The 26,364-nt window shown below is 44.6% G+C and carries 26 protein-coding genes and 1 other annotated feature; of the genes, 21 read left to right on the top strand and 5 right to left on the bottom strand.

The features are described from left to right. Nucleotides 1-334: 334 nt before the first annotated feature. Nucleotides 335-1,249 (bottom strand): RluA family pseudouridine synthase, encoded by a 915-nt coding sequence (locus LA20533_RS01145; protein WP_056947031.1) that lies wholly within the window; start codon nucleotides 1,247-1,249, stop codon nucleotides 335-337. Between the two features lie 127 nt (nucleotides 1,250-1,376). Between LA20533_RS01145 and LA20533_RS01140 the strand changes: the two genes are divergently transcribed. The 5 genes from LA20533_RS01140 to LA20533_RS01120 are packed head-to-tail and all read left to right on the top strand — an operon-like array spanning nucleotide 1,377 to nucleotide 8,568. Beyond that, a complete protein-coding gene (locus LA20533_RS01140; protein ID WP_371857357.1) occupies nucleotides 1,377-3,452 on the top strand; it encodes a PBP1A family penicillin-binding protein in 2,076 nt (691 codons plus the stop codon). After that, entirely contained in the window at nucleotides 3,424-3,819 is a 396-nt protein-coding gene (locus LA20533_RS01135; RefSeq protein WP_054746120.1) for a YlbF family regulator, read from the top strand. The genes LA20533_RS01140 and LA20533_RS01135 overlap by 29 nt, the downstream gene beginning before the upstream one ends. A 53-nt stretch (nucleotides 3,820-3,872) precedes the next feature. After that, entirely contained in the window at nucleotides 3,873-5,087 is a 1,215-nt protein-coding gene (locus LA20533_RS01130) for a metallophosphoesterase family protein (protein WP_056947029.1), read from the top strand. Then, complete coding sequence (locus LA20533_RS01125; protein ID WP_056947026.1) at nucleotides 5,077-7,602, top strand: ATP-binding protein; 2,526 nt, start codon at nucleotides 5,077-5,079, stop codon at nucleotides 7,600-7,602. The genes LA20533_RS01130 and LA20533_RS01125 overlap by 11 nt, the downstream gene beginning before the upstream one ends. 15 nt (nucleotides 7,603-7,617) lie before the next feature. Beyond that, a complete protein-coding gene (locus LA20533_RS01120) occupies nucleotides 7,618-8,568 on the top strand; it encodes a 3'-5' exoribonuclease YhaM family protein (RefSeq protein ID WP_141322597.1) in 951 nt (316 codons plus the stop codon). Between the two features lie 73 nt (nucleotides 8,569-8,641). On the opposite strand, the gene LA20533_RS01115 is transcribed toward LA20533_RS01120, so the two are convergent. From LA20533_RS01115 to LA20533_RS01105, 3 genes are all read right to left on the bottom strand, one after another. Next, nucleotides 8,642-9,547, bottom strand: a complete 906-nt coding sequence (locus tag LA20533_RS01115) for a peptidylprolyl isomerase PrsA (RefSeq protein ID WP_056947022.1) — start codon at nucleotides 9,545-9,547, stop codon at nucleotides 8,642-8,644. A 135-nt stretch (nucleotides 9,548-9,682) separates the two neighbouring features. Beyond that, nucleotides 9,683-10,030 (bottom strand): hypothetical protein, encoded by a 348-nt coding sequence (locus tag LA20533_RS01110; RefSeq protein WP_054746125.1) that lies wholly within the window; start codon nucleotides 10,028-10,030, stop codon nucleotides 9,683-9,685. Continuing rightward, nucleotides 10,030-10,476 carry an HIT family protein gene (locus tag LA20533_RS01105; protein ID WP_054746126.1) on the bottom strand — a complete coding sequence of 149 codons (447 nt, stop codon included), beginning with the start codon at nucleotides 10,474-10,476 and terminating at the stop codon, nucleotides 10,030-10,032. The genes LA20533_RS01110 and LA20533_RS01105 overlap by 1 nt, the downstream gene beginning before the upstream one ends. 84 nt (nucleotides 10,477-10,560) lie before the next feature. Here LA20533_RS01105 and LA20533_RS01100 point away from each other — a divergent pair, with 84 nt between their 5' ends. The 3 genes from LA20533_RS01100 to trmB are packed head-to-tail and all read left to right on the top strand — an operon-like array spanning nucleotide 10,561 to nucleotide 13,181. After that, nucleotides 10,561-11,295, top strand: a complete 735-nt coding sequence (locus LA20533_RS01100; protein ID WP_056947019.1) for an ABC transporter ATP-binding protein — start codon at nucleotides 10,561-10,563, stop codon at nucleotides 11,293-11,295. Then, nucleotides 11,292-12,527, top strand: coding sequence for an ABC transporter permease (locus LA20533_RS01095; protein WP_056947016.1), 1,236 nt, complete (start codon nucleotides 11,292-11,294; stop codon nucleotides 12,525-12,527). The genes LA20533_RS01100 and LA20533_RS01095 overlap by 4 nt, the downstream gene beginning before the upstream one ends. Then, a complete protein-coding gene (gene trmB / locus LA20533_RS01090) occupies nucleotides 12,528-13,181 on the top strand; it encodes a tRNA (guanosine(46)-N7)-methyltransferase TrmB (RefSeq protein WP_054746130.1) in 654 nt (217 codons plus the stop codon). It begins immediately after the preceding gene. A gap of 4 nt (nucleotides 13,182-13,185) precedes the next feature. On the opposite strand, the gene LA20533_RS01085 is transcribed toward trmB, so the two are convergent. After that, on the bottom strand, nucleotides 13,186-13,509 hold the full coding sequence (locus LA20533_RS01085) for a hypothetical protein (RefSeq protein WP_054746131.1): 324 nt from the start codon (nucleotides 13,507-13,509) through the stop codon (nucleotides 13,186-13,188). Nucleotides 13,510-13,593: 84 nt separating this feature from the next. On the opposite strand from LA20533_RS01085, the gene LA20533_RS01080 reads away from it, so the two are divergent. The 13 genes from LA20533_RS01080 to rpmI all read left to right on the top strand — a co-directional run bounded on the left by LA20533_RS01080 (nucleotide 13,594) and on the right by rpmI (nucleotide 26,357). Further along, a complete protein-coding gene (locus LA20533_RS01080; RefSeq protein ID WP_056947013.1) occupies nucleotides 13,594-13,914 on the top strand; it encodes a thioredoxin family protein in 321 nt (106 codons plus the stop codon). Between the two features lie 12 nt (nucleotides 13,915-13,926). Then, nucleotides 13,927-14,571 (top strand): YtpR family tRNA-binding protein, encoded by a 645-nt coding sequence (gene ytpR, locus LA20533_RS01075; protein ID WP_056947010.1) that lies wholly within the window; start codon nucleotides 13,927-13,929, stop codon nucleotides 14,569-14,571. Between the two features lie 59 nt (nucleotides 14,572-14,630). Then, entirely contained in the window at nucleotides 14,631-14,804 is a 174-nt protein-coding gene (locus LA20533_RS08500; RefSeq protein WP_156408182.1) for a hypothetical protein, read from the top strand. A 2-nt stretch (nucleotides 14,805-14,806) separates the two neighbouring features. After that, the gene (gene murC / locus LA20533_RS01070) at nucleotides 14,807-16,117 is read left to right on the top strand and encodes a UDP-N-acetylmuramate--L-alanine ligase (protein WP_056947007.1); all 1,311 of its coding nucleotides are present in this window, start codon (nucleotides 14,807-14,809) and stop codon (nucleotides 16,115-16,117) included. A 59-nt stretch (nucleotides 16,118-16,176) separates the two neighbouring features. After that, nucleotides 16,177-18,870: a DNA polymerase I gene (gene polA / locus LA20533_RS01065; RefSeq protein WP_056947004.1), complete on the top strand. Its 2,694-nt coding sequence runs from the start codon at nucleotides 16,177-16,179 to the stop codon at nucleotides 18,868-18,870. 9 nt (nucleotides 18,871-18,879) lie between these two features. Next, nucleotides 18,880-19,707 carry a bifunctional DNA-formamidopyrimidine glycosylase/DNA-(apurinic or apyrimidinic site) lyase gene (mutM, locus tag LA20533_RS01060; protein ID WP_054746133.1) on the top strand — a complete coding sequence of 276 codons (828 nt, stop codon included), beginning with the start codon at nucleotides 18,880-18,882 and terminating at the stop codon, nucleotides 19,705-19,707. Continuing rightward, nucleotides 19,704-20,315, top strand: a complete 612-nt coding sequence (gene coaE, locus LA20533_RS01055; protein WP_056947001.1) for a dephospho-CoA kinase — start codon at nucleotides 19,704-19,706, stop codon at nucleotides 20,313-20,315. Before mutM ends, coaE begins: the two co-directional genes overlap by 4 nt. A gap of 2 nt (nucleotides 20,316-20,317) precedes the next feature. Beyond that, nucleotides 20,318-20,785 (top strand): transcriptional regulator NrdR, encoded by a 468-nt coding sequence (gene nrdR, locus LA20533_RS01050; protein ID WP_054746134.1) that lies wholly within the window; start codon nucleotides 20,318-20,320, stop codon nucleotides 20,783-20,785. A 12-nt stretch (nucleotides 20,786-20,797) separates the two neighbouring features. Continuing rightward, entirely contained in the window at nucleotides 20,798-22,183 is a 1,386-nt protein-coding gene (locus tag LA20533_RS01045; protein WP_054746135.1) for a DnaD domain protein, read from the top strand. 10 nt (nucleotides 22,184-22,193) lie between these two features. Next, the gene (gene dnaI, locus LA20533_RS01040; protein ID WP_054746136.1) at nucleotides 22,194-23,111 is read left to right on the top strand and encodes a primosomal protein DnaI; all 918 of its coding nucleotides are present in this window, start codon (nucleotides 22,194-22,196) and stop codon (nucleotides 23,109-23,111) included. Between the two features lie 299 nt (nucleotides 23,112-23,410). Next, on the top strand, nucleotides 23,411-25,345 hold the full coding sequence (gene thrS / locus LA20533_RS01035) for a threonine--tRNA ligase (RefSeq protein WP_056946998.1): 1,935 nt from the start codon (nucleotides 23,411-23,413) through the stop codon (nucleotides 25,343-25,345). 124 nt (nucleotides 25,346-25,469) lie between these two features. Next, nucleotides 25,470-25,586 (top strand) — a sequence feature (ribosomal protein L20 leader region). Nucleotides 25,587-25,623: 37 nt separating this feature from the next. Beyond that, the gene (infC, locus tag LA20533_RS01030; RefSeq protein WP_075362769.1) at nucleotides 25,624-26,139 is read left to right on the top strand and encodes a translation initiation factor IF-3; all 516 of its coding nucleotides are present in this window, start codon (nucleotides 25,624-25,626) and stop codon (nucleotides 26,137-26,139) included. A gap of 17 nt (nucleotides 26,140-26,156) precedes the next feature. After that, complete coding sequence (gene rpmI / locus LA20533_RS01025) at nucleotides 26,157-26,357, top strand: 50S ribosomal protein L35 (protein WP_056946993.1); 201 nt, start codon at nucleotides 26,157-26,159, stop codon at nucleotides 26,355-26,357. Nucleotides 26,358-26,364: the final 7 nt, after the last annotated feature.

Below are 26,364 nucleotides of genomic sequence, written 5' to 3'. Positions count from 1 at the left end.
TTTCAGATTATTGTTTACTATTTCACAAAATGAGGTAAAATAAATTTTGTAATGAAAATTACAACCCAACTAAAAGTGAAATTAATGATTGTAACCGCTATTATGTAGCCTTTCTTGATATTTTGTAAATTAATATCTCCTATGAATATATTAGCGAAATAAAAAACAAGCGTTCCAAAAATTCAGGAATTAAAATATTCCTGTGTCCAAAATTTTTGGGATGTACACCGAATAGTGCCAGTAACCCCACTGGCTGAATTTGGCAAGACGTCAATCATTAATTTCAACTATACTTTTTAATCGCCCGTAGCGGGCGATTTTTTTATACGTTAGCTTACTTAAGCCATAATTGCTTTGGTAGCGTCACAGTTACAAACTCATAGGACAACGGTTTTCGAAAGTGCAATTGATACGCCTGAAGTTCAATTCCGCTAGTCGACTGCGCCAAAGTGGGTGGCACCAGTGGATTGTACAACGGGTCGCGACAAACCGGGAGGCCAATACTTGCCAGATGAACTCTAATTTGGTGGGTCCGTCCGGTCGCCAGGCTCAGGTGCAGGAGTGCCGTTTGCTGTTTAGCATCAATCTTTAAGACGCGGTACGTGGTTTGAGCGCTCAGCCCAGTCTCTTTAATGGCGCGCTTTCGCTTATCGCTAATATCTTGGCCAATTGGCGTTTCGATATAGTTCGACTTATTTAAAGTCAAGTTGGCCTTGTTATTCGGTAGGAGATTGACCCGCGCGAGGTAGAAGCGTTGCATCGTCTTCTGCACCAGTTGTCTGTTAAGTAAGGGCACAACCACCGGGTTTTTACCAATTAACAATAATCCGCTGGTTAACATGTCAAGTCGGTGGGTTACATACGGTGTCTGTTCCATGGGGGCGAGATAAGTGGCGACATCATTTAGCGCCGTATTTGTCTCGTCCAATCGGTTGGGGTGCGATTTCTGTCCGTGGGGCTTGTTGATGACCACCACGTCTTCATCCTCGTAAATAATTTCAGGCAAGTGGCCGCTTGGCGTGTACTCGTGCTGGGTTGATTCAACGGCGTTGAAGTTCAATGTGAGCAGCTCACCTGGATTGACCATACTATTCACGGAACGGTAGTGCCCGTTGACCAAGATGTCTCGATTAATTCTCAGATAATGCTGCCATTTTTTCGGAATCAGGAAGTCCTGCATGACTTCTCTCACCGATTTTTGCTCTAGTTCTTTTGGGTACTGCGTGACAAACTTGTAAGATGTTTTCATTTTTGGTTAAACCATCATTCTTTTTCTAGTTTAAATTCTCTAACTAATGCAGAGTATGCTAAAATCTGTGTAGACATCGGAGGGTTATATGAACGAAAATCCGACTTTTTTGACAAAAGTAGGCCAGATAATTAAGCGCATCTTCCACTTTATTGCCCCTTACTGGGCCAAACTGTGGCGGTGGTTGAAGGCCATCAATCACCGATTCCAGATTGTGCGTTTCGTCATCCTGATTGGTTTACTACTTGTCCTTATTACTACATCTTATTACACAATTAAAGTAAAAACAGCAAATATTGGTGGGATGAAACAGTCGCTGCAGACTACGACTGCGATTTATGACGCCAATGGGCAAAAGGCCGGTTCGCTCTATTCCCAGAAGGGAAACTACGTCGAGCTCGATCAAATTTCCGATAATATTGAGAATGCCGTGATTTCTACCGAGGATCGGTCGTTCTACCAGAACTGTGGCTTCAGTATTAAGGGAATTGGGCGTGCCTTCGTCGGTAAGCTACTCAATCGGTATGCTGGTGGTGGCTCAACCATTACCCAGCAGTTGGCTAAAAATGCACTGTTAACGCAGGTTCAGACACTGAGCCGTAAAGTCGAGGAGCTATTCTACGCGATAGAAATCACAAATAAGTATTCGAAATCCGATATTTTGGCGATGTATCTCAATAATTCATACTTTGGATATGGTGTATGGGGTGTGCAGGATGCTAGTCGGCGCTACTTCGGTAAGGATGCCAGTGACGTCACACTGTCGGAGGCCGCAACCCTTGCTGCGATGCTGCGGAGTCCAAGCTTTTATAACCCGATAGATCACATGGACAACGCTATCTCTAGGAGAAATCTGGTGTTGTCGTTGATGAAAGATAACCATAAGATAACCGAGGGGCAGATGAAGCAGGCCCGAGCGACCAGCTTGGCTCTGAAGGATACCTATTACCAAGAAGATGGCTATAAGTTCCCCTACTATTTCGACGCAGTAATTTCTGAGGCCATCGATCGTTATGGCCTGAAGGAAGAGGACGTCATGAACCGCGGCCTCAAGATATACACTTCACTCGATCAGAATTATCAACAACAGATGCAGACGACGTTTAAGAACGACACCTTGTTCCCAAAGAACGCCGCAGATGGAACCATTGTCCAGGGTGCATCCGTTGCTGTTGATCCAAAAACTGGTGCGGTGCAGGCCGTGGTTGGAGGCCGTGGTGAACACGTTTTCCGTGGCTATAATCGTGCGACCCAGATTAAGCGCCAACCGGGATCCTCAATCAAGCCTCTCGCTGTGTACGCACCTGCTTTACAGGCTGGCTATCACTACGATTCACTACTCTCAGACAAGCTGCAGGACTTTGGTAGTAATAAATATCGACCGGAGAATGTGGATAACGTCTATCGAAACGAGGTTCCAATGTATGATGCACTAGCCCAGAGCATGAACGTTCCCGCTGTCTGGTTGCTCGATAAGATTGGCGTTAGTCGTGGGGTGAAGTCGGTTGAGAACTTCGGCGTAACCGTGCACAAGAATGATCAAAACTTGGCGCTTGCTCTAGGTGGCTTGAGTACCGGGGTATCGCCAATGCAAATGGCTAAGGCGTATACTACATTTGCTAATGACGGTAATATTGCGAACCAAACCTCTTTTATCACTAAAATCGTTGATGCTAGTGGTAAGGTACTGGTGAACAACACGGCAAACAAGAACCATCGCATCCTCTCTGAAAAGGTTAGTCAAGAGATGACCAGTATGCTCCTGGGCGTGTTTAGTGCCGGGAGCGGGATGTCCGCCAAACCTTATGGTTATACTGTGGCCGGTAAGACCGGATCGACCGAGGTGCCAGATAGCTACGGCTATGGTACGAAGGACCAGTGGATTGTGGGTTACACGCCGGATATCGTTGTGGCGACATGGATTGGCTTTGACAAAACAAATCAAAATCATTTTCTAGTTGGTACATCTGCCAATGGTGTCGCACCGGTGTTTAAGGCCGTGATGGAAAATATCTTGCCGTATACCGCCCGCACGGACTTCTCGGAAACTAGTGCACAGCAAATGGTGCAGCAGAATGGTCAGGAAGGCCATTCGGGCCGTTGGTTCGGTCATGTGAGTGAAAATATTCAAAATGGCTTTGAAGAAGCAGGCAAAACACTTGGTGAATGGTATAATGATGCTAAAGGGCTATTTGGCCAGTAGAAAGGAACCAGAAAATTTGATTAATATTTTTGACTCTACCAATAAAGTTGCAGAGGACTTGAAACAACTTCCAGAGTTTCAAGCTGTCCAGGAGGCAGTTGAGCAACTTAAGGGTAATGAAGAGGACCTAAAGTTATACCGAGAAGTAATGCAATTTCAAGCATCCCTGCAGAATAAGCAAATGAGCGGTCAAGAAGTAACTGCTGAGGATGACGCCAAATTCAAAGAGTACAGTGAACAGATGAACGGTAACCAGAATATTGCCAACTTGATGGAAAAAGAACAGATGATGTTCCAATTATTACAACAAATCCAGCAGGCGATGACCAGACCATTAGATCAACTGTACAGTGAATTAAATAATTAACCAAGATTGGCGACAAATTAAGTTTTGTTGCCTTTTTTTAGAATCAGGATAATATGAAATTTTTACATGTCGCAGATGCACACTTAGATAGTCCATTTGGTGGGCTTTCTTTTTTACCACAAGCAGCACACCAAGAAATACAAGAATCAACAAAGGCGGCGTTTACGAAGATGGTTGATGTGGCCATAACGCGAGACGTCGATTTCGTGTTGTTGGTCGGTGATACGTTTGATTCGAACAATCCGGTGCCGGCCACCCAGCTATTCCTCATGAGGGAGATTGAACGGCTCACTAAGGCACGAATTCACACATTTATTTCGTTTGGTAATCATGATTATATGACACCAGAGAACCTGTTGGTTCAGTCTGGGCAATTCGTACACATTTTCGACGAAAATGTTGCGACAAGTACAATTACAGCCAAAGACGGTACGGTCGTTGACGTGATTGGTTTTAGTTACGTACGGAATCATATTACTGAGGACGTGGTACAATATTTTCCGGCGAAAGTTCCAGGGCACTACACGATTGGTATGCTCCATGGCAGTGCGGCTGGTGACCAGAGTGGGGTCGACAACTATGCGCCGTTCTCGTTAACGGAACTGAATAATAAGAATTATGATTACTTTGCCCTTGGGCATATTCATCTCCGCCAAGTACTGAGTTCCAATCCATTAATTATCTATCCCGGTAATCTGCAGGGGAGGCACGTGAACGAGCCAGGTACTAAAGGATTCTACGAGTTAACTGTCGATGAAAATGGTCATACCACCAGTAAGTTTGTTGCTACCAGTATTTTTATTTGGCAAACTATCACGCTAGATTTACCCAATAATCTGACTAAGGAACTCCTTTTTGCCACAATTATTGCACAGGTAGACGATGTGCTAAAGGATGAGCCGACACGCAGCCTAATCACATTGACTATTAGAAACAGCGAGGTGCTCGAAAAGGAATTGCACGATCTGTTGCTGGACCCAGCTATTTTGAATTACCTCAGTCAGAAGATAAGCTCTGCAAGTTATCTTGTTCGGGTCCACTTTGCCGTAAAGCGGCACCTGCAACTTAATAATTTAGACCAGCAGTACCTGGAGGAAGCACGGCAGCGCACATTTACGCCGGAAGAGGTGCAAGAGCTTGCTAAGCCACTAATGAAGCACGGGTTCATCGCCGACTTCCTGGCCGATCCTACGACAATTAAACGGCTCGTTGAACAGGCCGAGCTCTTATTACAACAGGAGATGGGGGAAACGCGGGATGCAGATTAGTCAAATTAAGGTGCGTAATTTCGGTAAATTTCGTGATCAGGTATTCGATTTAACACCTGGCAGTACCGTTTTCTTTGGACTGAACGAGGCGGGTAAAAGCACACTTGTTGCATTCATCAACCAGATCATGTTTGGTTTTGCCAGGAAAAGTAGCAAGAACTTCGACTACTATCAATTTGAGACCAATCCAAACGTTTATGGCGGCCAGCTGACTTTTAGGGATGACGAGAACGAGTGGGTACTGGAACGCTTGCAGGCCAAGAATGCGCAGGCGGGTAATCTCCGAGTATTCTTCAACGGTACTGAAGTACCTAGCGCGACATTTTTTTGCCAAATTCACCAAATCGACCAGCAATTTTTTGGTGAGTCCTTTATCTTTGATCAGCATACATTAGGCCAGATTATGAGTCTTAATCAGTCTGAGATTGTGACACAGATTAATCACCTGGGTGCGAGCAATAGTGCTGAGTTGATGAAGTTAGCAGCACAATTCGCTAAAAAAGCGGATCAAATATATAAGCCACGAGGACAGAAATTACCGCTAAATCAGGAATTAACACAGTTAACGCAACTGGAGGATGCGGTTCTTTCTAACGGCAATCAGGCACAGGCGTATTTGGAATTGACGCGGCAGAAAGAGCCATTTCAGGCCAAGTTACAGGCAGCGAAGAAAAAGGATCGCGAGCTCACAGAGGCCATTCGCCAAGAACAAAAACTGGCAGACAAAATCGGCCTGCTGGGCGAGTACAAGTTATTACAGCAGTCTAGTCAAGTAGTAGAATTCGACGAAGCCAGCTTTCAAAGGGCCACGGCGTTAATTAGCGAACAAGAATCAATCAAAAATCAGGTTGCACAGCTCAAAAATCAGATTGAAGCGTTGCAAAAATCTCGGGTAGTGACTAATGAAGATACAAAGGCAGTGGTGGACGAATGGTCAGAAATAAATCACCTAGAGCAGCTTGATGGGGACTCGGCAAAGCAGATCTCAAATGAGCAAGCGTCGCTAGAACAACTTTATATTTATCAGCCGGAATTACGCCAAATTAATCAGTTGGATGCAACACAAATTGACCAGATGCGGACTGACTTCGCCGCCATTCGTAATTTACAAGAAGAGCAGCGAAAGGCGGAGGAGAAGCGACAGGCAACTGCTAATAACACTATGCAACCCAATCTGCTTCAAAATGTGACAGTTGGGGTCGCGGCCATACTACTGGTGGGCGGCTTAGCCCTGCTGTTTACTGGACACGCCATGGTTGGCCTGTTATTATTCATCGCCGCTGTGGGGGCCTCAGGTCTCGCGTTCTTCGTCCGAAACAAAAATACCACGGATATACGCTCTGACAATTCAGACAGCGATCAACATAATTTATTGACGGAGCAAATCAACCAATTTGTGACCCAGTATGGGATTGAATTGCCGCGTGACTTAAACGGCCTGCTGGTCCAGGCAAGCACGATTAACGATAAGAGTAATCACATTAAATTCCTCCAGCAGCAGGTAGCTGATAACCAGAAAAAGATTGATCAGTACTTAGACAGGCTCGCCGTCAGCATATTACCGCAAGAACTTGATTTGAACAATTGGTCGTCAATCAAACAGTATGTGCAGCAGTTAAAGGCGCGACTGGAACATGAGAACCAATTAGAAAGTAGTTTGACAGCCAACCAGAATCTACTGCGCGAATTAGGTGCCGACTTGGCCGCCAAGGAGGATGCTCTTCGAGCTATTTTGACGCAGAATAGTGAGGAGAGCTTTGACAGCTTTCAGGAGACGAGTGACAAATATCGCAAACAGCAGCAGAATAGCGAGAAGCGGGCAAACTTGAAGCATATTCTTGGTAGTGACTTTGAACGACTGACGGCACCAGATTTTGTACCCGCTGAGTTACTTTCAACACTTGAGCAGAAGAAAAGCATGCAGACCGCGGTTACCGACAATGTAAATGAGCTCCAGCAACAATTAGCGGATATCAATAGTCAACAGGCACTCCTCGGTGATGATCGGGCAGTAATCGCGGCTCAGACGGCGGTTCAAGATCAGAAAGATCAAATTCAGGAGGACGTTGTTGACTGGTTGAGTCACAAATTGGCAGCACAATGGATTAATTCAATGCTTAATTTGGCGAGTCAGAATCGATTCCCTAAAATGGCCGTAGCGAGCCAGAAGTACATGAAAATTCTGTCGGGTGGTCAATATGACGTGTTGCATATTAATGATAAAATTACCGTGCAGAATTCGGTGAGAAAGCAGAAGCTCACACCAAGTCAATTGTCAAGAGGCACAAGTGAACAACTGTACTTTGCGTTGAAGTTGGCCTTCATCGAACAGATCGAAGATGAGATTAATTTGCCAATTATTATCGATGATGCATTTGTCAATTTCGACGATCAACGGGTACAATATATGAAAGAACTGTTGGCGGAGTTGGGGCAGAAACACCAAATATTGGTGTTTACGGCACGCGCCGAGATTGTTCAATTGTTTGCGGAAAATCAAATAGTCAGGTTATAGATTGTAAGGAGTTTTATGCTGAAAAAAATTAGTGAATATAATGTCGACGAGGAAATGGATATCGTTGTCTTACTGAAACATGCAGATGTGCGGACGACGAAGACCGGGAAACAGTACCTGGCTTTAACATTCGAGGATACTTCCGGGCAAATTAGGGGTAATTTTTGGGATGCATCTTCTACCGACGTCGATAACTACCAGAGCGGTACCGTGGTCGAGCTAAGTGGGAAGAAGGAGCTTTACCAGAATACGCCACAAGTCAAAATATACGGTCTCCGGTTGGTTGGTGAGGAAGAGGGCTTTGATATGAGCCAATTTGTCAAAGCCGCGCCAATCTCGGTGGAGGATATGCAAGCAGAACTGAACAAGGACGTTTTTGAAATTACGAATCCAACTTGGAATAGAATTGTGCGTTTTCTGTTGCAGAAGTACCAGATAAATTTCTATTCCTATCCCGCTGCTAAAACTAACCATCATGCGATTAAGGGTGGGTTAGCTTTCCACACACTGAGCATGGTCCGGTTGGCCCAGTCAATTAGTGCACTATATCCGCAGCTAAATAAGCCGTTACTTTTGGCCGGTACGATTCTCCATGACTTGGGTAAGACCATCGAGTTAACGGGTCCCGTGGGAACAGAATATACAGTCACCGGGAATCTGATTGGTCATATTGTCTTGATAGACGAGGAAATCATCAAAGCGGCCACGGAGTTGAAGATAGACGAGCAGTCAGAGGACTTCTTAGTCTTGCGGCACATGGTCCTCTCGCATCACGGTCTGCAGGAGTACGGCTCGCCTGTCCGACCAGCACTCATGGAGGCAGATGTGTTACATGAGATCGATATGTTGGATGCATCCCTCTACATGATGACGGAAGCCTTAGACAAGACCACTCCAGGGCAATACACGGACCGTATTTTCGCCTTGGATAATCGGCGCTTCTATAAGCCAAAATTAAGCGAATAATTTAATGTATATAAAAGAGCAAACCCATTTAATGGATTTGCTCTTTTTGGTTGATAAATTCTTGTACTAAAACTTACTTAGAAACGCTTGATGAAGTTGTTGATGTTGCATACTGGGATAATACACTCTTCAGGTCGCTATCCTTGATGTTTGGATCAGCCTTCTTCAAGACCTTCGCAATGACACCCTGCATTACAGTAGAATCTTGGAGCCATGAATCATAGATTTGCTTATCGATTTCAGCTTTTCTTTCCTTCAAAGTTCCCTTAGCTGGGCGCTTAATCATCTTGATTACGTGGTAGCCGTATTCTGTCTTCACAGCCGTCTTCGTGTATTCGCCTTGCTTCAACTTGAATGCAGCTTCCTTAAATGTGGAGTCGAGCGTGGTATCGCTGTTGTCAAAAGCGGGTAACTTGCCTGCGTCTTCTTTTGTTGCATCATCAGTCGAATATTTCTTAGCCAACGACTTGAAACTCGTACCCTTGTCTAATTCGGCGATAATAGTCTTAGCTGTGTCTTCCTTCTCAACGAGGATATGTTGTACGGTTACTTTAGGTTCGAAGCTCTTCCAAGCCTTTTGTTCTTGTTTAGCAGTAACCTTCTTCAAGTCTTTTAAAGCAACTTCCGTCAACATGTTAGTTCTGATATTCTTCTTGAATGTTGCTTGGGTCAAACCATTCTGGGTCAGAACTGAATCGAATTGGGAACCGTATTGCTTTTTGTAGTTGTTGAATTCCTTCGTGACCTTTTTGCTTGAGACCTTGTCACCATATTGTTCATCCAAGGATTTCTCAATAATCATGTTTGCAAGAGTTGATTGGCCTGAAGATGATTTCTTCAGTTCATCGTAGAACTCACTTTGGGTGATTTTACCACCTTTATAACTAACGACTGTTTTGTCGTTTGAGCATGCAGCGAGTGTCAATGAGAGTCCGGCTACACCGAGGACCACTCCTACTTTTTTTACTAATCTGTTCATGTTTTAGTACACATCCTTAATCTATTAATTAAACATCTGTTTTTAAATATAGCACATAATCGTTCATAGCAAAAACGATTTGCGAGAAATTCACACAATCATCAATGTTTGATTACATTTTCTTAACTAGTTGAGCTAAAGTTGGTCCTCATCAGTGGTTTGTGGTAAATTATCCTGTAAGTTCTGGAGACTGTCCTCAATTCCCTTGAGGTTTGGTGCGATCTGCTGGTTGAAACCATCAATGCGGTCCGTGATGGATGACAGAGTGTTCTCAATTAGCTTCGCACCGTCATTTTTCAAGTATGCAGAACTTTCATCAAAGCGTACTTTAGCTTCTTTAATATTGTTGCTATCCGCAATTGTTTCATCTATTTGTTGCTTGAAGTCATGTTTAATAGTGTTCCCGGTTTGTGGATTCTTGACAAATCCGATAACTGCGCCGAGTAGCGCACCGCTTAGTAAGCCTAGGCCAAAACTTTTCATTATTCTACCTCGAATTGTTGTTTGATTTTGTCGGCGATTGCTTGATACTGCTCGTTGTCGTATTGGGCACTATTGTCTGTCCACACCATCTTGAAGCCGTCGTGGTCAGAATAACGAGGCACGAAGTGGATGTGTGCGTGAAAGACTGATTGATAGGCAACAGCACCATTGTTATTGGCAATGTTCATTCCTTTGATTTCAGGGTCAAAACCCTTGACTGCTCGCGCGATTTCGGGAATATACTTGAGGTATTTTGCGGCGTCTTCCTTTGAAAATTCAAACATGTTTGCAATGTGCTTCTTCGGGATCATCAGGGTGTGACCCGGTGTTACCTGAGAGATATCGAGGAATGCTTTCACATCGTCGTTTTCAAAGACGGTGTAGCTCGGAATCTCTCCTTGGATAATTTTGCAGAAGATACAGTCATCATTCATTGTCTTTTCCATCCTTTTTGGTAGTGTTAGGTATGTATATTTCACTTTTCATGCTATCATAATGAAGTAATTTTTTCATGAAAATGAGGGGCCAAAATGGGATTAATAATTAAGAATCTGGTCGGCGGGTATCAGAATGTGCCGGTTATCAAGGGAATTAACCTTGAAATACAGCCAGGTGAGGCGGTTGGACTGATTGGTCTGAATGGGGCCGGCAAGTCGACCACGATTAAGCATGTGTTGGGTTTGCTGCGGCCAATTAGTGGCGAAATCAGTCTGAATGAATTGACGCTAAAGGAGCAGCCGACGCAATTTAAGCAGCAGGTAGCCGTGATTCCGGAAACGCCAGTCCTTTATCCGGAATTGACGCTTAAGGAGCACCTTGAGCTAACCATTCTGGCATACGGGTTAGACAGAGGACATGTCTGGCCGCATGCGTTAGAATTATTAAAGCTGTTTAGATTAGACGACAAGCTGGGCTGGCTGCCAATCCACTTCTCTAAGGGTATGAAGCAAAAGGTCATGATTGTGAATGCTTTCCTGACAGATGCACAGCTCTTGATTATTGACGAGCCATTTACCGGATTAGACCCCTTGGCCGTGGCGAATCTGATTGATTTAATCAATTCTGCTAAGAGGGCCGGTAAAATGGTGTTACTAACAACTCATGTCCTTCAGACCGCGAGAAGGGCTTTGGAAAGGTACGTGGTCTTGAACAACGGACTCATCGTGCTTGATGGCTCACTCGACTCCATTAAACAGCATTATGAAATTGCAGACGATAATTTCGGTGAGTTGTACCAGAAGCTCGCAGTGGAGCAGTCAAAATGAGTGAATTATTTCAGAAACGACTACAGAAAAACCTGCAACAGAACATTAAGTATCTCACACTAGTTTTCAACGACTTCTTTGTACTTGCGTTGATCTTTCTCCTAGGTGGTTTCTTATTCTGGTATGCGCAGATTTTACGCCAAATCCCGGATAATCAGTGGTACTACCAACCGCTCCTAGCGCTGATCCTGTTTATCCCGCTCACGGTGGGCAAGCTGGCCACGCTATTTAAGTCGGCCGATAGCCAGTTTATCTGGACCAATGACGATGCGATTGCCCCTTACATGAGACGTGCACGCAATTACAGCATGGTTGTTCCGACAATCATCATTCTCCTAGTGACCGGGTTGGCTTTCCCTTTTGCAACGGTGAAAGCTGGCGTCAGCTTACCGGGATTTTTAATGCTCTTGCTCGGTTTAATCCTTGCAAAGTATAATCATCTGACGTTATTAAGCACCAATTTCTTTGAAAATAATCAGCAAGGATTATCGAACTGGCTGGTAGCACTTGATTTGGTCGGCGTCGTAGCGGGAATATATCTTCCTGGTGTGAGCCTCGCGGTTGAACTCGGCGAGTGGTTATTCATTAGGTTAACCAGAGGCTGGTCCGGTCTGTTTGATTGGACCAAGGCCATCGAGTATGAGCAGCGGAGAATGGAGGTTGTGCAGGGTTTCTATAGCCTATTTACGGATATTCCGGAACGACCAATCAAAATCAAGCGGCGTAAGTACCTGGATTTTGTACTCACCAAGATTGAGCACAAGCCAACGCCAGACTTTTATCTATTTCAAAGAACTTTGTTGCGTAACCCAGAATTTCTGAATTTGGTTGTGCGCATGACGGTATTTGCGCTGTTAATTGCATTCATGGTTCAAGATATACGCTTTGTCGTGGGCTTGAATTTCTTGATTGTCTTCCTGACACTCTACCAGTTATTGCCACTCTATTCGCAGTTTGAGCGTAATTCAATGTACCGCTCTTTACCGATTAACCCCAAGGGTAAGCAAAAGGCATTTCAAAGAGTAATTGGAGGTGTGATCTTGGCTCAAACCCTGGTCATTGCCCTCTGGTGGCTAATTGTCCTCCCAAATAAATTACCGGTTTTACTTGGCGTAATTGTGCTGGTTGCCCTGAACATATTGAGTTTAGTGGTTTATTTACCGGGTAGAACGAAGAAGTTGGCATCACAGTCTGTATATCGGACCCCAATAAAGAATAAAAGGAAGAACTAAATGAGATTGAAGAACAAACCGTGGGCACATGAATTAGTGGAGGCCCACCCAGAAAAAGTTTTAATTCGGCCTGAAGGCAAGATTGATTGGCAGAAACGTTTTACAAATCCTGACTTACCTCTGCGCATCGAGGTTGGTTCCGGGAAGGGCCAATTTATTATTAGACAAGCTCAAGCACACCCGAAGATTAATTTTGTAGCAATTGAATTACAGACAAGCGCGGCGGGCGTTATTTTAAGAGATGAGCTCAAGTTAGCCCTCCCAAACCTACAGATACTGTTGGGAGATGGTAAGATGGTTGACACTTACTTTGCACGAGAGAGCGTTGACCTAGTCTACTTGAACTTCTCTGATCCTTGGCCAAAAACACGCCACGAGAAGAGAAGACTGACCTACCGTGACTTTCTAAGGTCATATGAGAACATCCTACAAATAGATGGCCACATTGAGTTTAAGACCGACAACCGTGGGCTGTTCGAATATTCGCTAGTGAGTATGAATAACTACGCCATGAAGTTTGACTACGTTAATTTGGACCTCCATAACTCGGATGACGAGGTGGTGGCGCAGAACATCCAGACTGAATACGAGGAGAAGTTCTCACGGCGGGGCCACCCAATCTATGCACTCCACGCTCATTTCCAAAAAAAATAACCGCCTAAGCGATTAATTTGAGGTCGAGCAGGGCGTAGCTCTTAGCGCTCAGCACGAATTCATACTCTAATAATTGGCCGTGACTCTTCCGAATTAAACCACCAAAGTATGCTTTGGTCTTGAAATCTTCGTGCTGGTAAATCCGTGGTTCATCCTCGAGCCATGAGCCGGTGATGTCGTTTTGGTCAGAGAATAGTTGTTTCACCCGCTCTAACGATCTTCTTAGCCGGACCTTCTTATTGTACTGCTTAATAAGTGAATAGCTGGTACCAATAGCTATGGCAGTCATACCTGCTGTGAATATTAACTTAGTCGTTTTAGAATTCAATAGCTGTGCTCCTTTATTAAGAAAGATTGTTTGACAAATATTTGTTTATATTTAATATTATGCTACGAAAGGTTGGAAAATACGATGAAAAAAATTGAAGAATTAACAATTAGCGAATTACCTGAACTAGTGAAAGAGGGTAGAACGGTGCTCTTCTTTACTGCTAGCTGGTGTGGGGACTGCAAGTTCCTGAAACCATTCATGCCTGCGGTCGAGAGTGACTTTGCCGACATTAAGTTCATCGAAGTGGACACTGATGCTTCAATGGACTTGGCCCAAGAGCTAAATATCTTTGGGATACCAAGCATGGTTGTTTTCCAGGATGGGCAAGAAGTCGGTCGCTTGGTGAACAAAGACAGAAAGACCAAACAAGAAGTGGAAGACTTCTTGAATTCAGTTGCCTAAGGAGAAAAATTTGTGATAACTAGCATTAATCAAACAGCATTTCCCAATACATTGATTGCAATTCTTGGCCCAGATCAGGGAGAACAGTCTTCAGAACAGAAGCAAAATGTTGTTCGGATTTTCAACCAGGACAATCAGACAATCGGCTTCAACTTTTTTCAAATTGATTCGGTGCTAGACTTAACGAACGCAACAAACGGTCGGATTAAGCTGACCAGCGCCCAGATTAATAAATTGAACGAGTACTTAATCAGTGTGGGCTTTAAGGCCGAGTTGCCGACTGTGGAGAAGAAGACTCTAGTCTACGGCTACGTTAAGACATCTGAGCCGCACCCGGATTCTGATCACCTGCATGTGACAACTGTAGACGTTGGTGACGAGACAGATTATCAGATTGTCTGTGGTGCGCCGAACATCGCTGCCGGGCAGAAAGTTGTTGTGGCGCTACCGGAAACCATGATGCCAGATGGTGCCATTATTTGGCCCGGAGCATTGCGTGGTGTGGAGAGCTATGGCATGATCACGAGTGCTCGTGAGCTTGGACTAAAGCACGCACCTGACAAGCGTGGGATTCTGGTACTGCCAAATGATTTCCCGGTTGGCCATGAGTTTGAACCAGAGAAAGTTGATCGATTATTAGCAAAAGGAGCCATTTAGGCCTCTTTTTTTTGCACAAAATGGTAAAATGAGATAAGTAAAACTAGTGGGAGGGTGTCATGACAAAGGGTACGGCAGCTTTAAATGATGATGAACTATATTACTTAGATGTCTCTAAGACGTTAGACGAATATCAGACCACCGAGTTGTATCTTTTCGACCTGGTTGCCATGCGCCGCCATGAACAATCGAATGAGTCCCCACAAAAAATTGAACAGACGGAGTTGGTGTAATCGTGCTAAAAAAAGACGCAAATTATTATTTTATTGGAATTAAGGGAACCGGGATGGCCGGTCTCGCATTGGTCATGCATGACCTGGGTTACAAAGTTTCCGGCAGTGACATTGAACAGCACACATTTACACAGGAACCCTTGCTTGCAGCAGGAATTGAGGTATTACCTTTTGCGGCAAAGAACATTAATGCAGGGCTCACCATCGTGAAGGGAAATGCCTTTAAGGAAGATCATCCTGAGGTTAAGCGTGCGCTCGAGCTGAACCTAAAAATTATGAGTTATCCCGATACGTTGGCTGAACTACTGCCACAGTACACGAGTATTGGCGTTGCCGGTGCACATGGTAAAACGAGCACAACGGGTCTAATGGCACACGTCCTTGGCGGTGTTCTGCCTACCAGCTACTTAGTGGGGGATGGAACCGGTCGTGGTATTGCCAATTCGCGGTTCTTCGTCTATGAGGCTGATGAGTATCGGCGGCATTTTCTGGCTTACCACCCCGATTACATGGTGATGACGAATATTGACTTTGATCACCCTGATTACTTTAAAGATATTGATGACGTAACGGCGGCGTTCCAAACGGCGGCAGACCAGACCAGAAAGGGCTTGTTTGTTTGGGGCGATGATGAGCGATTAGCTAATTTAAAGACTGACATTCAAAAGTTCACATATGGTCTGAAAGAAACCGATGACTATCGCGCGGTTAATATCAAAAGAGACGAACTTGGTGCGCAGTTTGATGTGCTCTATCACGGGGATTCTTTGGGACGGTTTACTATCCGCCTGTTCGGTGAACACAATATCATGAACAGCTTGGCCGTGATTGGTGTCGCACACCAAGAGGGCCTAAATATGGTTGATGTTGCCAATGAGTTGGTCAGCTATCAGGGTACGAAGCGCCGTTTTGCTGAGACCGATTACAAAGACGTGGTCGTCATTGACGATTACGCGCACCACCCAACGGAGATGAAGGCCACGCTGCAGGCTGCAAGACAGAAGTTTCCGGATATGAAGCTGGTAGCAATTTTCCAACCACACACGTACAGCAGAACGAAACAGTTTGCTGCTGAGTTCGCTGAAATTCTCCGTACCGCGGATAAAGCCTACGTGACGCCAATCTTCGGTTCAGCCAGAGAGTCTACCGGAGATATTTCGAGCGAGATGCTGGTGGATCAAATTGGCAAGGATTCAGAGGTAATCAAGTTAGAGAATATTTCAGATTTGACCGAGAACAAGAATTCTGTCATGGTATTCATGGGTGCAGGTGATATTCAGAAATATGAGACTGCGTACGAGAAATTACTATAAGCAACCTAGTGGTTGCTTTTTTACTAACGGAATAGGCAAATAACTACAAAGGAGCAGCAATGGCAGCTAAAAAGCTTTTACTAATTGACGGAAATTCTGTGGCGTTCCGAGCATTCTTTGCACTATACAATCAGGTGGAGCGCTTCACTAATGGTGACGGGCTGCATACAAGTGCGATTTTTGCATTCAAAAACATGCTGGACGTCGTGTTGAAGAGAGAACAACCTGATAATGTGCTCGTGGCATTCGATGCTGGTAAGACGACGTTTCGGACCAAAATGTTCGACGACTATAAAGGGAGTCGCGCGAAGACACCGGTCGAATTACTCGAGCAGTTACCGTATTTGCGGGAGATGCTTACTTACCTCGGAATCAAGAGTTACGAGTTAGCTGAGTATGAGGCTGATGATATCATTGGCACGCTAGCCTTAGCTGGCGAGAAAGCGGGTTACGACGTGGTTGTGGTGACGGGCGACCGTGACCTCACACAGCTTAGTACGGATAAGGTACGGGTCGATGTGACCGTGAAGGGTGTGAATGAGATTGAGCAGTATACCCCGGCTCATGTGCTAGAAAAACTAGGTGTGACGCCGCGCCAAATTATCGATTTGAAGGCATTGACGGGCGATACTAGTGACAACTACCCAGGCGTGACCAAGGTCGGTAAGGTGACCGCAGAGAAATTGGTTAAAGAGTATGGTTCAGTCGAGGGAATCTACGAGCAGATTGACTCGATGAAGCAGAGCAAGATGAAAGAAAATCTGCTCAATGACCGTGAACAGGCGTTTTTGAGCAAGCAACTGGCGACAATCAAGCAGGATGCGCCGCTAGAGATTACCCTGGCTGAGACAGTGCTAAAAGAGCCTGACTTGATAAAGCTACGGCAGTTCTACCAGCAGATGAACTTCCAGAGTTTTCTAGCGAAGCTTGATCAGAATAATGCCATTAACCTAGATTTGGGTGCTGATGAGGGAGCCGCTACTGTGCCTGTCCAACCGGAGATTCAGTATGTGACTCTGACTAGGGAGATGCTGAAAGCTAATATCTTTGGTAACCAGTCTGAAGTAACGTTCTATCTGGAGCTGCTAGGTGAAAATTACCACTTGGCCGACCTAATTGGTTTTGGATTGCTGGTCGCAGACCAGATTTACGTCAGTGATGACGTGACACTTTTGCAAGAACCGGCTGTGAAAAGCATGCTAATGGACGAAAGCATCAAGAAAAATGTCTTTGACTTGAAGAGAACCACGGTCGCGTTGAATAGATTAGGTATCACGGCCGCTGGATTAAATTATGATATGTTGTTGGCTAGTTATCTGATTAATAATGAGAACAACAGTAACGACGTGAGCACAGTGGCTGCTCAATACGATTACACTAGTGTATTGAGCGATGAGGCTGTGTTCGGTAAGGGTGTAAAAACCGCTGTACCGACCGAAGTAGCCGAATTACTACAACATATCGCTAACAAATTAATGGCGATTAGTGACTTGAAGCCAACGCTACTGAAGAAGCTGGCGGAGCATGAACAAGACTCGTTGTATGATGAGATTGAAATTCCTCTGGCCAAAGTTCTAGCCCAAATGGAGATAACGGGTATCACGGTAAAAGCGCCGACGTTGACTACAATGCAAAATGATTTGGCGTTGCGGTTACAAGAGCTGGAGCAGAAAATTTACGCGGAAGTGGGGGAAGAATTCAACCTGAATTCACCAAAACAACTGGGTACAATTCTATTCGATAAATTGGGTCTACCACCAATTAAGAAGACTAAGACTGGTTACTCAACCTCGGTTGAGGTACTGGAAGAGCTAAAGAGTCAGAGTCCTGTGGTGCAGGAGATCCTTGATTATCGGCAAATCAATAAGATTCAATCGACCTATGTAACCGGGCTGTTGAAGGTCATTATGGGTGACGGAAAGGTACATACCCGTTACCTCCAGACCTTGACCGCAACGGGTCGCCTCTCGTCAGTCGATCCTAACCTGCAAAATATTCCCATTAGAATAGACGAAGGAAAACAAATCAGGAAAGCGTTTGTTGCCAGCAAACCGGGTTGGCAAATCTTCTCGAGTGATTATTCGCAGATTGAACTGCGGGTCCTGGCGCATGTTTCCGGTGATCAGACGATGCAACAGGCATTTATGGATGGAATTGATATTCACGCAAACACGGCCATACGCATTTTCAACTTGAGTAGTCCTCATGAGGTGACCAGTCTGATGCGTCGCCAGGCCAAAGCCGTTAACTTCGGGATTGTCTATGGCATCTCGGACTTCGGCCTAGCTAAGAATATTGGCATTGCCAGAAGCCAGGCTAAGCAATTTATCGAAGGTTATTTCGCTACTTATCCGCAGGTACACGAGTTTATGCAACAATCTGTCAAAAGTGCGCGTGAAAATGGGTTCGTCGAGACGATCATGCACAGAAGACGTTATCTCCCAGACATTCATTCGAAGAACTTTAACCTCCGATCTTTCGCAGAACGAACAGCGATGAACTCACCGATTCAGGGTGGGGCAGCCGATATTATCAAGATTGCGATGATTAATATGAATAAAGCATTGGCTGAGAATAAGTTACAGACGCGCATGCTTTTGCAAGTTCACGATGAATTGATTTTTGAAGTGCCAGATGAAGAACTAGAAACAATTAAAAAATTAGTACCAAGTGTGATGGATTCGGCCGTGAAGTTGGATGTGCCACTAAAGGTGGAGTATGGCTACGGTCCAACTTGGTATGATGTAAAGTGAGGATGAATCATGCCTGAGTTACCAGAAGTTGAGACAGTACGGAAGAGTCTAATTCCCCAGATTAAGAATAAGACCATTAAAGATATAAAGATTCCCTATGAAGCAATTGTTGTGGGGGATGCCCAGGAATTTATTAATAGTCTTCGGGGGGAGACCTTCATTGATGTGGACCGGTTTGGTAAATACCTGGTCTTTAGATTAACCAATGACAAGTCGGTGGTCTCGCACTTGCGGATGGAGGGTAAATACCACATTGTTCCCCAAAAGACACCGCTTGATAAACATGAACACTTGGTATATGAGTTAACCGATGGCACCGACTTGCGCTATGCAGATGTCCGGAAGTTTGGGCGGCTCCAACTGGTTGAGACTGGCACGGAAGCCGTGGTTACCGGAATTAGTAAGCTTGGACCAGAGCCCAATTCTGCTGCTTTCACGCTTGATTACTTTGAAGCAGGGCTAAAGACCAGGAAGAAGAATATCAAGAATGTGTTATTGGATCAGGGGATAGTGACCGGTCTTGGTAATATTTATGTTGATGAGGTTCTTTGGCTGAGCAAGATTCATCCGTTGACTCCGGCCAATAAGTTAGAACACGCAGAAATCGCCGAGTTATTTACGGCCATTAATGAGGAGATAACTTTAGCCATTCAGAATCACGGTACGACGGTCTTTACCTACCTCGATGCCAGCGGTCATGCCGGTAGCATGCAGAATCATCTCCACGCATATTCGCACGGAAATGAACCGTGTGAACGTTGCGGTACGATTATGGAGAAAATCAAAGTTAGCGGTAGGGGAACGGTCTTTTGTCCCCATTGTCAGGTTGTAAAATGACGTATTATTTAGGTTTAACTGGCGGGATAGCGAGCGGCAAAAGTACGGTCTCTGATCTCTTTCGCCACAAGAATATACCGGTGATTGATGCAGACGAGGTGGCTCACGCGCTAATGGAGCCCGGTGCGGCTAACTGGCAAAAGATAGTAGCTAAGTTCGGTCCGCAGTTCTTAAATGCCGATCAAACAATCAACCGGCAGAAGCTCGCTCAGCTAGTTTTCAGTGATCAAAATGCCCTCAGTAAGCTTAATCATCTTTCACATCCGACTATTAAGACCAGTCTGCTGAATAAGATGCAGGAGTATGCAATACAGAATGCCAGGGTCGTCGTCGTGGATATTCCGTTATTATATGAGGGTAAATTTGATACCCACCTCGACGATGTGCTTCTGGTCTACGTGGATAACAAGACGCAACTTGAGCGTTTGATGGCCCGCGATGCGATTACTGTAAAAGAAGCCAAGAGGAAGATTGCCGCCCAAATGCCACTAGCAAAAAAGAAATTACTGGCCGATTATTTAATTGACAATACTGGTACAATAGAAGAAACTACCAGCTCATTTGAAGCTTTTTTTCGGGCGAATATTAGCCCGAAGTTGGAGGAATAACTATGGAATGTCCAAATTGTCATCAAAACTCATCCCGTGTTGTCGATAGCAGACCAAGTGACGAGAATAGAGCGATTAGAAGGCGACGCGAATGTGAGAACTGTGGTTACAGATTTACAACCTTTGAAAGAATCGAGCTCTCACCACTCCTGGTAATTAAGAGTGATGGTAATCGTGAAGCCTTTAACCGTGAGAAGATCTTTAACGGGCTTGTTCATGCTGCCGAGAAACGGCCAATTACGAGTGATGAGCTGAGTGATCTGGTCGATCGGGTAGAGAACAGTATCCGCAAAAAGGGTTTAAATGAAATTTCCTCAAAGCAAATTGGTGAAATTGTCATGGACGAACTTGCGGAATTGGACGACGTCGCGTATATCCGCTTCGCCAGTGTGTACCGTCAATTCAAGGATATGAGCGGCTTCATGAAGGCGCTCGAAGAAATGATGTCTAAGGATAAGAAGTCTAGCTAGGTCAGGTATTCGATGTATTTTTCAACTAATCCTAAATTACCCTTCTACGTCGCTAATCAATTAACAATTGATACTGAGCAACAGAAGGTGATCATGAAACTTTATCAACCACTTGTTGGAGCCGTGGCAACAAGTGTTTATTTGACGCTCTGCCAACAGTTTAATCGGGTACCGATTCGCTCGGAATTTCTCCGCCTTGCTCAGCTCCAAGAGCAACTGGATATCGATTTAAAATCTCTTTTTAATGCGTTCCACAAGCTTGAGGCAGTCTCTTTGTTAAAGACGAGTACCAGTCAAAATGATATTCTCGGTGAAGCGCTGATTTTCGAGCTGAAAGCTCCCCTTGCTGCCAAGGATTTCTTTGGTACCTTTTTACTCTCTAGCTTACTGCTGGAGAAGATTGGTGAACCTTTGTTTAAGTCACTGCAGCAGAGTTTTACACCACAGACATTTCCCGATAGTGAAAATGCCCGTGATGTCTCGGCTGGCTTCTTCGAAGTTTTTCACATGGCGGATGAGACCGCAATTAATCCACCGGCTGTTGTTCAAGAGGCGGCAGAGTCTTTTGCCAAAAACAAGCAATTAGGGCAGGAAGATGCTATTGCGGAGACACGAGAGAATGAGCTTACAAAGTTAATAGATTGGCAGTTTTTGATCGATCAGTTTAATGCTTACCACATCGATGAGGCAGAAGTTAATAAATACAGGAAGCAAATCAGCGACATGATTAACTTCTACCAGCTATCCGAGTTGGAGTTTGTTCAGTTAGCGACTTTAACATTGACGAGCGGTGACCATAAGCTGAATATTAAGCGAATCGAAGCTAACCTAACTGAGAACTATGAGAGCCTGACGGACCATGCCTCGGTGCGTCACAGTGGGCGGGCAACCACAAAAGAAGCACTGGTGAACAAGGTATCAGCCATGATCAACAACCTCAGTGAAGCGGATCAACGTGTCTTAACAAGTGTGAACAAATATCGGCCACTTGACTACCTCTACCGAATAAAGAAAGAGAAGGGTGGCTACGTCACCACAAGTGAGAAGCAGATTGTCTACCAGCTGAAACAGAAAAATGGCTTGAAAGATGATCTAATTAACATGCTGATTTACGTCACCCTTGGTATGGCACCTACACTCTCTAAGGCCTTGGTTGACCGAATTGCTAATGACTGGTTCCAAAATGGCGTGGTAACGGCTGTGCAGGCGTTAAGCTATGTGAAGAACCGTGAGAATAAGAGACAACAGCAAGGGCAGAATACGAAGCACAGATATTATCAAGGACAGGGCAAGAAGAAAGAGGTTGCCACTGATTGGTCTAAGAAGAAGGCCACTGTAGATCCGAAGATTACGGATGAGTATTTGGATAAGCTACTTGATAAAATAGACGGAAAATAAGGAGCCTAATATGCAAAACATTGGCAAAGTTTTACAGAAGATATTGGATGAACGCGCAATCAAGTATGATTTCGACGAAATGATTAAAGCAGCGCTCAAGGATCCTGAAGTTCAAGCTTTTATCAAGGAACATCATGCAGAACTAACTCCCGATGCCCTAAACAAAAGTGCGGCAAACGTCTATGAATTTGTGACGCAGCGCGATAAGGTTCAACAAGAAAGCGACAGTACTGTGAGCGGCTTCGCCCCAAAACTAATTGTCAATAACGGCCTGATTGACGTGGAATATGGTCCGACTGAGCAAACTAGAACTGCAGTAGAGAGGACTACCCAGGCCCACAAGATGCGTCTAATTGACCTGCCGATTACGCTTAGGGAGGCCGCCATTACAGAGTTTGAACGTACAGAAGGAAGAATTCGTGCACTGGCACTAGCAACCGAATTCGTTGCGCAGTTAAGTGCTGGTCAGAATCCGAAGGGCGTCTACTTTAGCGGTAATTTTGGTGTTGGTAAGACTTACCTGATGGCGGCGATGGCGAATAAGCTGGTCACTTTTGGCAAAAGTGTGACGTTAATTCATGTACCAACCTTTATTGCTGGTCTTTCGAGTCACTTTGGCGACAACTCGCTTAATGATGAGGTCCAAAAACTAAAGTCTGTTGACGTATTGATGCTTGATGATATTGGGGCAGAGAGCCTGAGTCAGTGGTCAAGGGATGATGTGCTGGGCGTAATCTTGCAATATCGGATGGAGAATCAGTTGCCCACTGTTTTCAGTTCAAACTTCAGTTTTCCAGAGCTCGAGGAGCATTTTGCCGAGACCAAAACGGGCTCGGAGCCGGTGAAGGCCGCTCGTTTAATGGAGCGGATTAAGTTTCTGGCGACCGAGGTCGTCATGGAGGGTGCTAACCGACGCAACCGCGGTTAATTTGATTAAGTGGTCAGAAAGAACTTGAAAAATTAATTTAAATTAGTATAATTGAGTTCATTAAGAAAGACATATCAAACTTCACTAACAGGGAGTAGCTGCAGTAACTGGAAGCACTACAAGGAGTTTGACACCACTTTCGAAGTACAACCCATAATTTAATCGTTTGGTCGGTTACCATTATCAGCCATAAGAGTAGAATCACTTCGTGTGATTTTAAATTTGGGTGGAACCACGAAAATTTTCGTCCCAGTGTGAATATGTCGCACTGGGACTTTTTTTATTTAGGAGGAGCAGTAATGAGTTTTGAATTAACATTTCCAGATGGCAATAAGAAGAGCATCGATGAGGGTCAGTCAGTCTTAGACGTAGCCAAGTCTATCAGTTCGTCATTAGCTAAGAAGGCAGTCGGGGCAACCTTAAACGATGAGCTGTTATCGGTTGATAGTACAGTTAATCAAGCGGGCCACTTTGCCATTCTAACTGATGCAGATGAGCTGGGTCTGCGGATCCTCCGTGACACGGTTGCTTTCTTGTTCAAGTACGTTGCAAAGCAGAAATATCCACGCATCGCACTCGGTGAATCAAAGTCGGACGAAGATGGTTTTTTCGTTGATACTGATCAAGATAATCAAATTGCTGTTGGTGAATTGCCAGAGTTTGAAGCAGAGATGAAGAAGATTATCAAGAACGGTCTCCCAATTACCCGGGAATTTGTCGACAAATCTAAGTTAGTAGAGGCTTTCAAAGACGATCCTTACAAGACTTCCATGCTGAAGGACATTGATGCCGTACAGATACTGGCATACCGACTTGGTGATTTCGTTGATTTTGGCTACAAGGCGCTCCTGCCTAACACGGGCAAAATCAAAGAATTCGCACTCCTGTCAGTGGCCGGTGCATATTGGCAAGGTAAGAGTAGCAACAGAATGTTGCAACGGATTTACGGGACAGCATTCTTTAAAGCAAGCGATTTAGAGGCTGACTTGAAACGCAGAGAGGACATTAAGGAACGCGATCACCGCACACTAGGACGTGACCTTGATTTGTTCTTCGTCGATCCTAAAGTGGGTGCCGGTTTACCGTACTGGATGCCAAAAGGAGCAACAATTCGGCGAATTATCGAACGCTACATCATCGATAAAGAAGTTGCAGATGACTACGAGCACGTTTACACACCTGTACTCGCTAACCTGGACCTCTACAAAACCTCTGGTCACTGGGCACATTACAGGGAAGACATGTTCCCACCAATGGACATGGGAGATGACGAATTACTTGAGTTGCGGCCGATGAACTGCCCGTCACACATTCAGATCTACAAGCATCACGTCCGCTCATACCGTGAGTTACCAATTCGAATTGCCGAGTTAGGCATGATGCACCGTTATGAGAAGTCTGGTGCACTTTCCGGCCTCCAACGTGTGCGTGAAATGACCCTAAATGATGGGCACACTTTTGTCGCTTTGGACCAGATTCAAGAGGAATTTGGTAAGGTCCTTCAGCTGATGATGGACGTCTACCATGACTTCAATATCACCGATTACACATTCCGATTGAGCCTGCGTGACCCGAACAACACAGATAAGTATTTTGAAAACGACGAGATGTGGGAAAACGCACAGTCAATGTTGAAGAAAGCCCTCGATGAACTGGGTCTTGATTACTACGAGGCAGAAGGTGAGGCTGCATTCTACGGACCAAAGCTTGACGTTCAGACGAAGACAGCCCTAGGTAATGAGGAAACACTGTCAACAATCCAACTCGACTTCATGTTGCCAGAGAAGTTTGAACTGGCATACGTGGGTAACGATGGTGAAGAGCACCGTCCAGTGATGATTCACCGTGGAATCATCGGAACACTTGAGCGGTTTATCGCATACCTAACTGAGATTTATAAAGGTGCATTCCCAACTTGGATTGCTCCAGTACAAGTTAACATGATTCCGGTTAACCTTGATTTACACACTGATTACGTGAAGGAAATCAAACATGCATTGGCCCAAAAGGGAATTCGGGTGCAGCTTGATTTACGAAACGAAAAAATGGGTTATAAGATCCGCGAATCACAAACTCAAAAAGTTCCTTACACCTTAGTTATTGGGGATCAAGAGCTGGCAGATCAAACTGTAACGGTGAGAAAATATGGTGAACAAGACACCACAACCGTTTCTGTTCAAGAGTTTACCGACCAGATTTTAGCAGACGTGGCCAGCTACTCGCGTGATGAATAATTAACGATGATGGCAATTGAGTGCCATTTGTGTTAAAGTATTGCAGTTGGTGTATTATAGGACGAGGCTGCAGGTATCAAAAACGTTTGACACTCAGCCCAACTGTATGTATAATTGAATAGTTGAGAACAAGAAGAAGCTCCCGCTTCTCGCCTATGTTAACTAAGTACCTCTAGGCTAATCGATATAATCTGTTGATTAAGAGCGGGAAAAATTATTTTTCCCGCTTTTTACTTGTCCTCAAATTTATTTGGAGGTGAATACTCATAGCAAAAGATTTGATGTTAAATGAAAATATTCGTGAACGTGAACTTCGTGTGATTTCTGACTCTGGTGAGCAACTGGGAATTATCAGTAAAGCAGAAGCTTTGAAGAAGGCTGAAGATGCTAATTTAGACTTAGTATTAATTTCGCCAAACGCAAAGCCACCTGTAGCGAAGATTATGGATTACGGAAAATTCCGTTTCGAACAACAAAAAAAGCTCAAGGAAAACAAGAAAAATCAAAAGATTGTTAGTCTGAAGGAAGTTCGGCTTAGCCCAACTATCGAAGACAATGACTTTAAGACAAAGCTCAATAATGCTCGTAAGTTCCTTAGTAAAGGTGATAAAGTTCGGGTCTCTATTCGTTTTAAGGGACGTGCAATCACGCATAAGGAACTTGGACAAAGGGTTTTGGAAAAGATGGCTAAGGAAGCTGCCGACATCGCTAATGTCGAGGCTCGTCCTAAGATGGAAGGCCGTAGTATGTTTTTAATCTTGTCGCCAAGTGCTGACAAAGATAAAAAGAAATAAATTCTGGAGGAAGAATCATGCCTAAACAAAAAACACATCGTGCTTCAGCAAAACGTTTTAAGAGAACTGGAAATGGTGGCTTGAAGCGTCACCATGCATACACTGGTCACCGTTTCCACGGTAAGACAAAGAAACAACGTCGTCATTTAAGTAAAGCTGCTATGGTTTCTGCCAGCGATATCAAACGTATCAAACAAATGCTTTCACAAATGCGTTAATTGAGAA

The sequence above is a fragment of the Amylolactobacillus amylophilus DSM 20533 = JCM 1125 genome (assembly GCF_001936335.1).
GTDB lineage: Bacteria > Bacillota > Bacilli > Lactobacillales > Lactobacillaceae > Amylolactobacillus > Amylolactobacillus amylophilus.
Note: the sequence above shows the minus strand (reverse complement) of the source record. Positions and strands in the feature narration are given on the sequence as shown.

Excerpts from the sequence above, each read along its gene's own strand:
- rpmI (WP_056946993.1), top strand. The coding sequence starts at position 26,157 with ATGCCTAAACAAAAAACACATCGTGCTTCAGCAAAACGTTTTAAGAGA.
- LA20533_RS01105 (WP_054746126.1), bottom strand. The coding sequence starts at position 10,476 with ATGGAAAAGACAATGAATGATGACTGTATCTTCTGCAAAATTATCCAA.
- LA20533_RS01115 (WP_056947022.1), bottom strand. The coding sequence starts at position 9,547 with ATGAACAGATTAGTAAAAAAAGTAGGAGTGGTCCTCGGTGTAGCCGGA.
- LA20533_RS01135 (WP_054746120.1), top strand. The coding sequence starts at position 3,424 with ATGATGCTAAAGGGCTATTTGGCCAGTAGAAAGGAACCAGAAAATTTG.
- LA20533_RS01120 (WP_141322597.1), top strand. The coding sequence starts at position 7,618 with ATGCTGAAAAAAATTAGTGAATATAATGTCGACGAGGAAATGGATATC.
- coaE (WP_056947001.1), top strand. The coding sequence starts at position 19,704 with ATGACGTATTATTTAGGTTTAACTGGCGGGATAGCGAGCGGCAAAAGT.
- LA20533_RS01145 (WP_056947031.1), bottom strand. The coding sequence starts at position 1,249 with ATGAAAACATCTTACAAGTTTGTCACGCAGTACCCAAAAGAACTAGAG.
- LA20533_RS01045 (WP_054746135.1), top strand. The coding sequence starts at position 20,798 with ATGTATTTTTCAACTAATCCTAAATTACCCTTCTACGTCGCTAATCAA.
- trmB (WP_054746130.1), top strand. The coding sequence starts at position 12,528 with ATGAGATTGAAGAACAAACCGTGGGCACATGAATTAGTGGAGGCCCAC.
- LA20533_RS01080 (WP_056947013.1), top strand. The coding sequence starts at position 13,594 with ATGAAAAAAATTGAAGAATTAACAATTAGCGAATTACCTGAACTAGTG.
- LA20533_RS01100 (WP_056947019.1), top strand. The coding sequence starts at position 10,561 with ATGGGATTAATAATTAAGAATCTGGTCGGCGGGTATCAGAATGTGCCG.
- LA20533_RS01095 (WP_056947016.1), top strand. The coding sequence starts at position 11,292 with ATGAGTGAATTATTTCAGAAACGACTACAGAAAAACCTGCAACAGAAC.
- dnaI (WP_054746136.1), top strand. The coding sequence starts at position 22,194 with ATGCAAAACATTGGCAAAGTTTTACAGAAGATATTGGATGAACGCGCA.
- LA20533_RS08500 (WP_156408182.1), top strand. The coding sequence starts at position 14,631 with ATGACAAAGGGTACGGCAGCTTTAAATGATGATGAACTATATTACTTA.
- LA20533_RS01110 (WP_054746125.1), bottom strand. The coding sequence starts at position 10,030 with ATGAAAAGTTTTGGCCTAGGCTTACTAAGCGGTGCGCTACTCGGCGCA.
- LA20533_RS01130 (WP_056947029.1), top strand. The coding sequence starts at position 3,873 with ATGAAATTTTTACATGTCGCAGATGCACACTTAGATAGTCCATTTGGT.
- LA20533_RS01125 (WP_056947026.1), top strand. The coding sequence starts at position 5,077 with ATGCAGATTAGTCAAATTAAGGTGCGTAATTTCGGTAAATTTCGTGAT.
- polA (WP_056947004.1), top strand. The coding sequence starts at position 16,177 with ATGGCAGCTAAAAAGCTTTTACTAATTGACGGAAATTCTGTGGCGTTC.
- thrS (WP_056946998.1), top strand. The coding sequence starts at position 23,411 with ATGAGTTTTGAATTAACATTTCCAGATGGCAATAAGAAGAGCATCGAT.
- nrdR (WP_054746134.1), top strand. The coding sequence starts at position 20,318 with ATGGAATGTCCAAATTGTCATCAAAACTCATCCCGTGTTGTCGATAGC.
- mutM (WP_054746133.1), top strand. The coding sequence starts at position 18,880 with ATGCCTGAGTTACCAGAAGTTGAGACAGTACGGAAGAGTCTAATTCCC.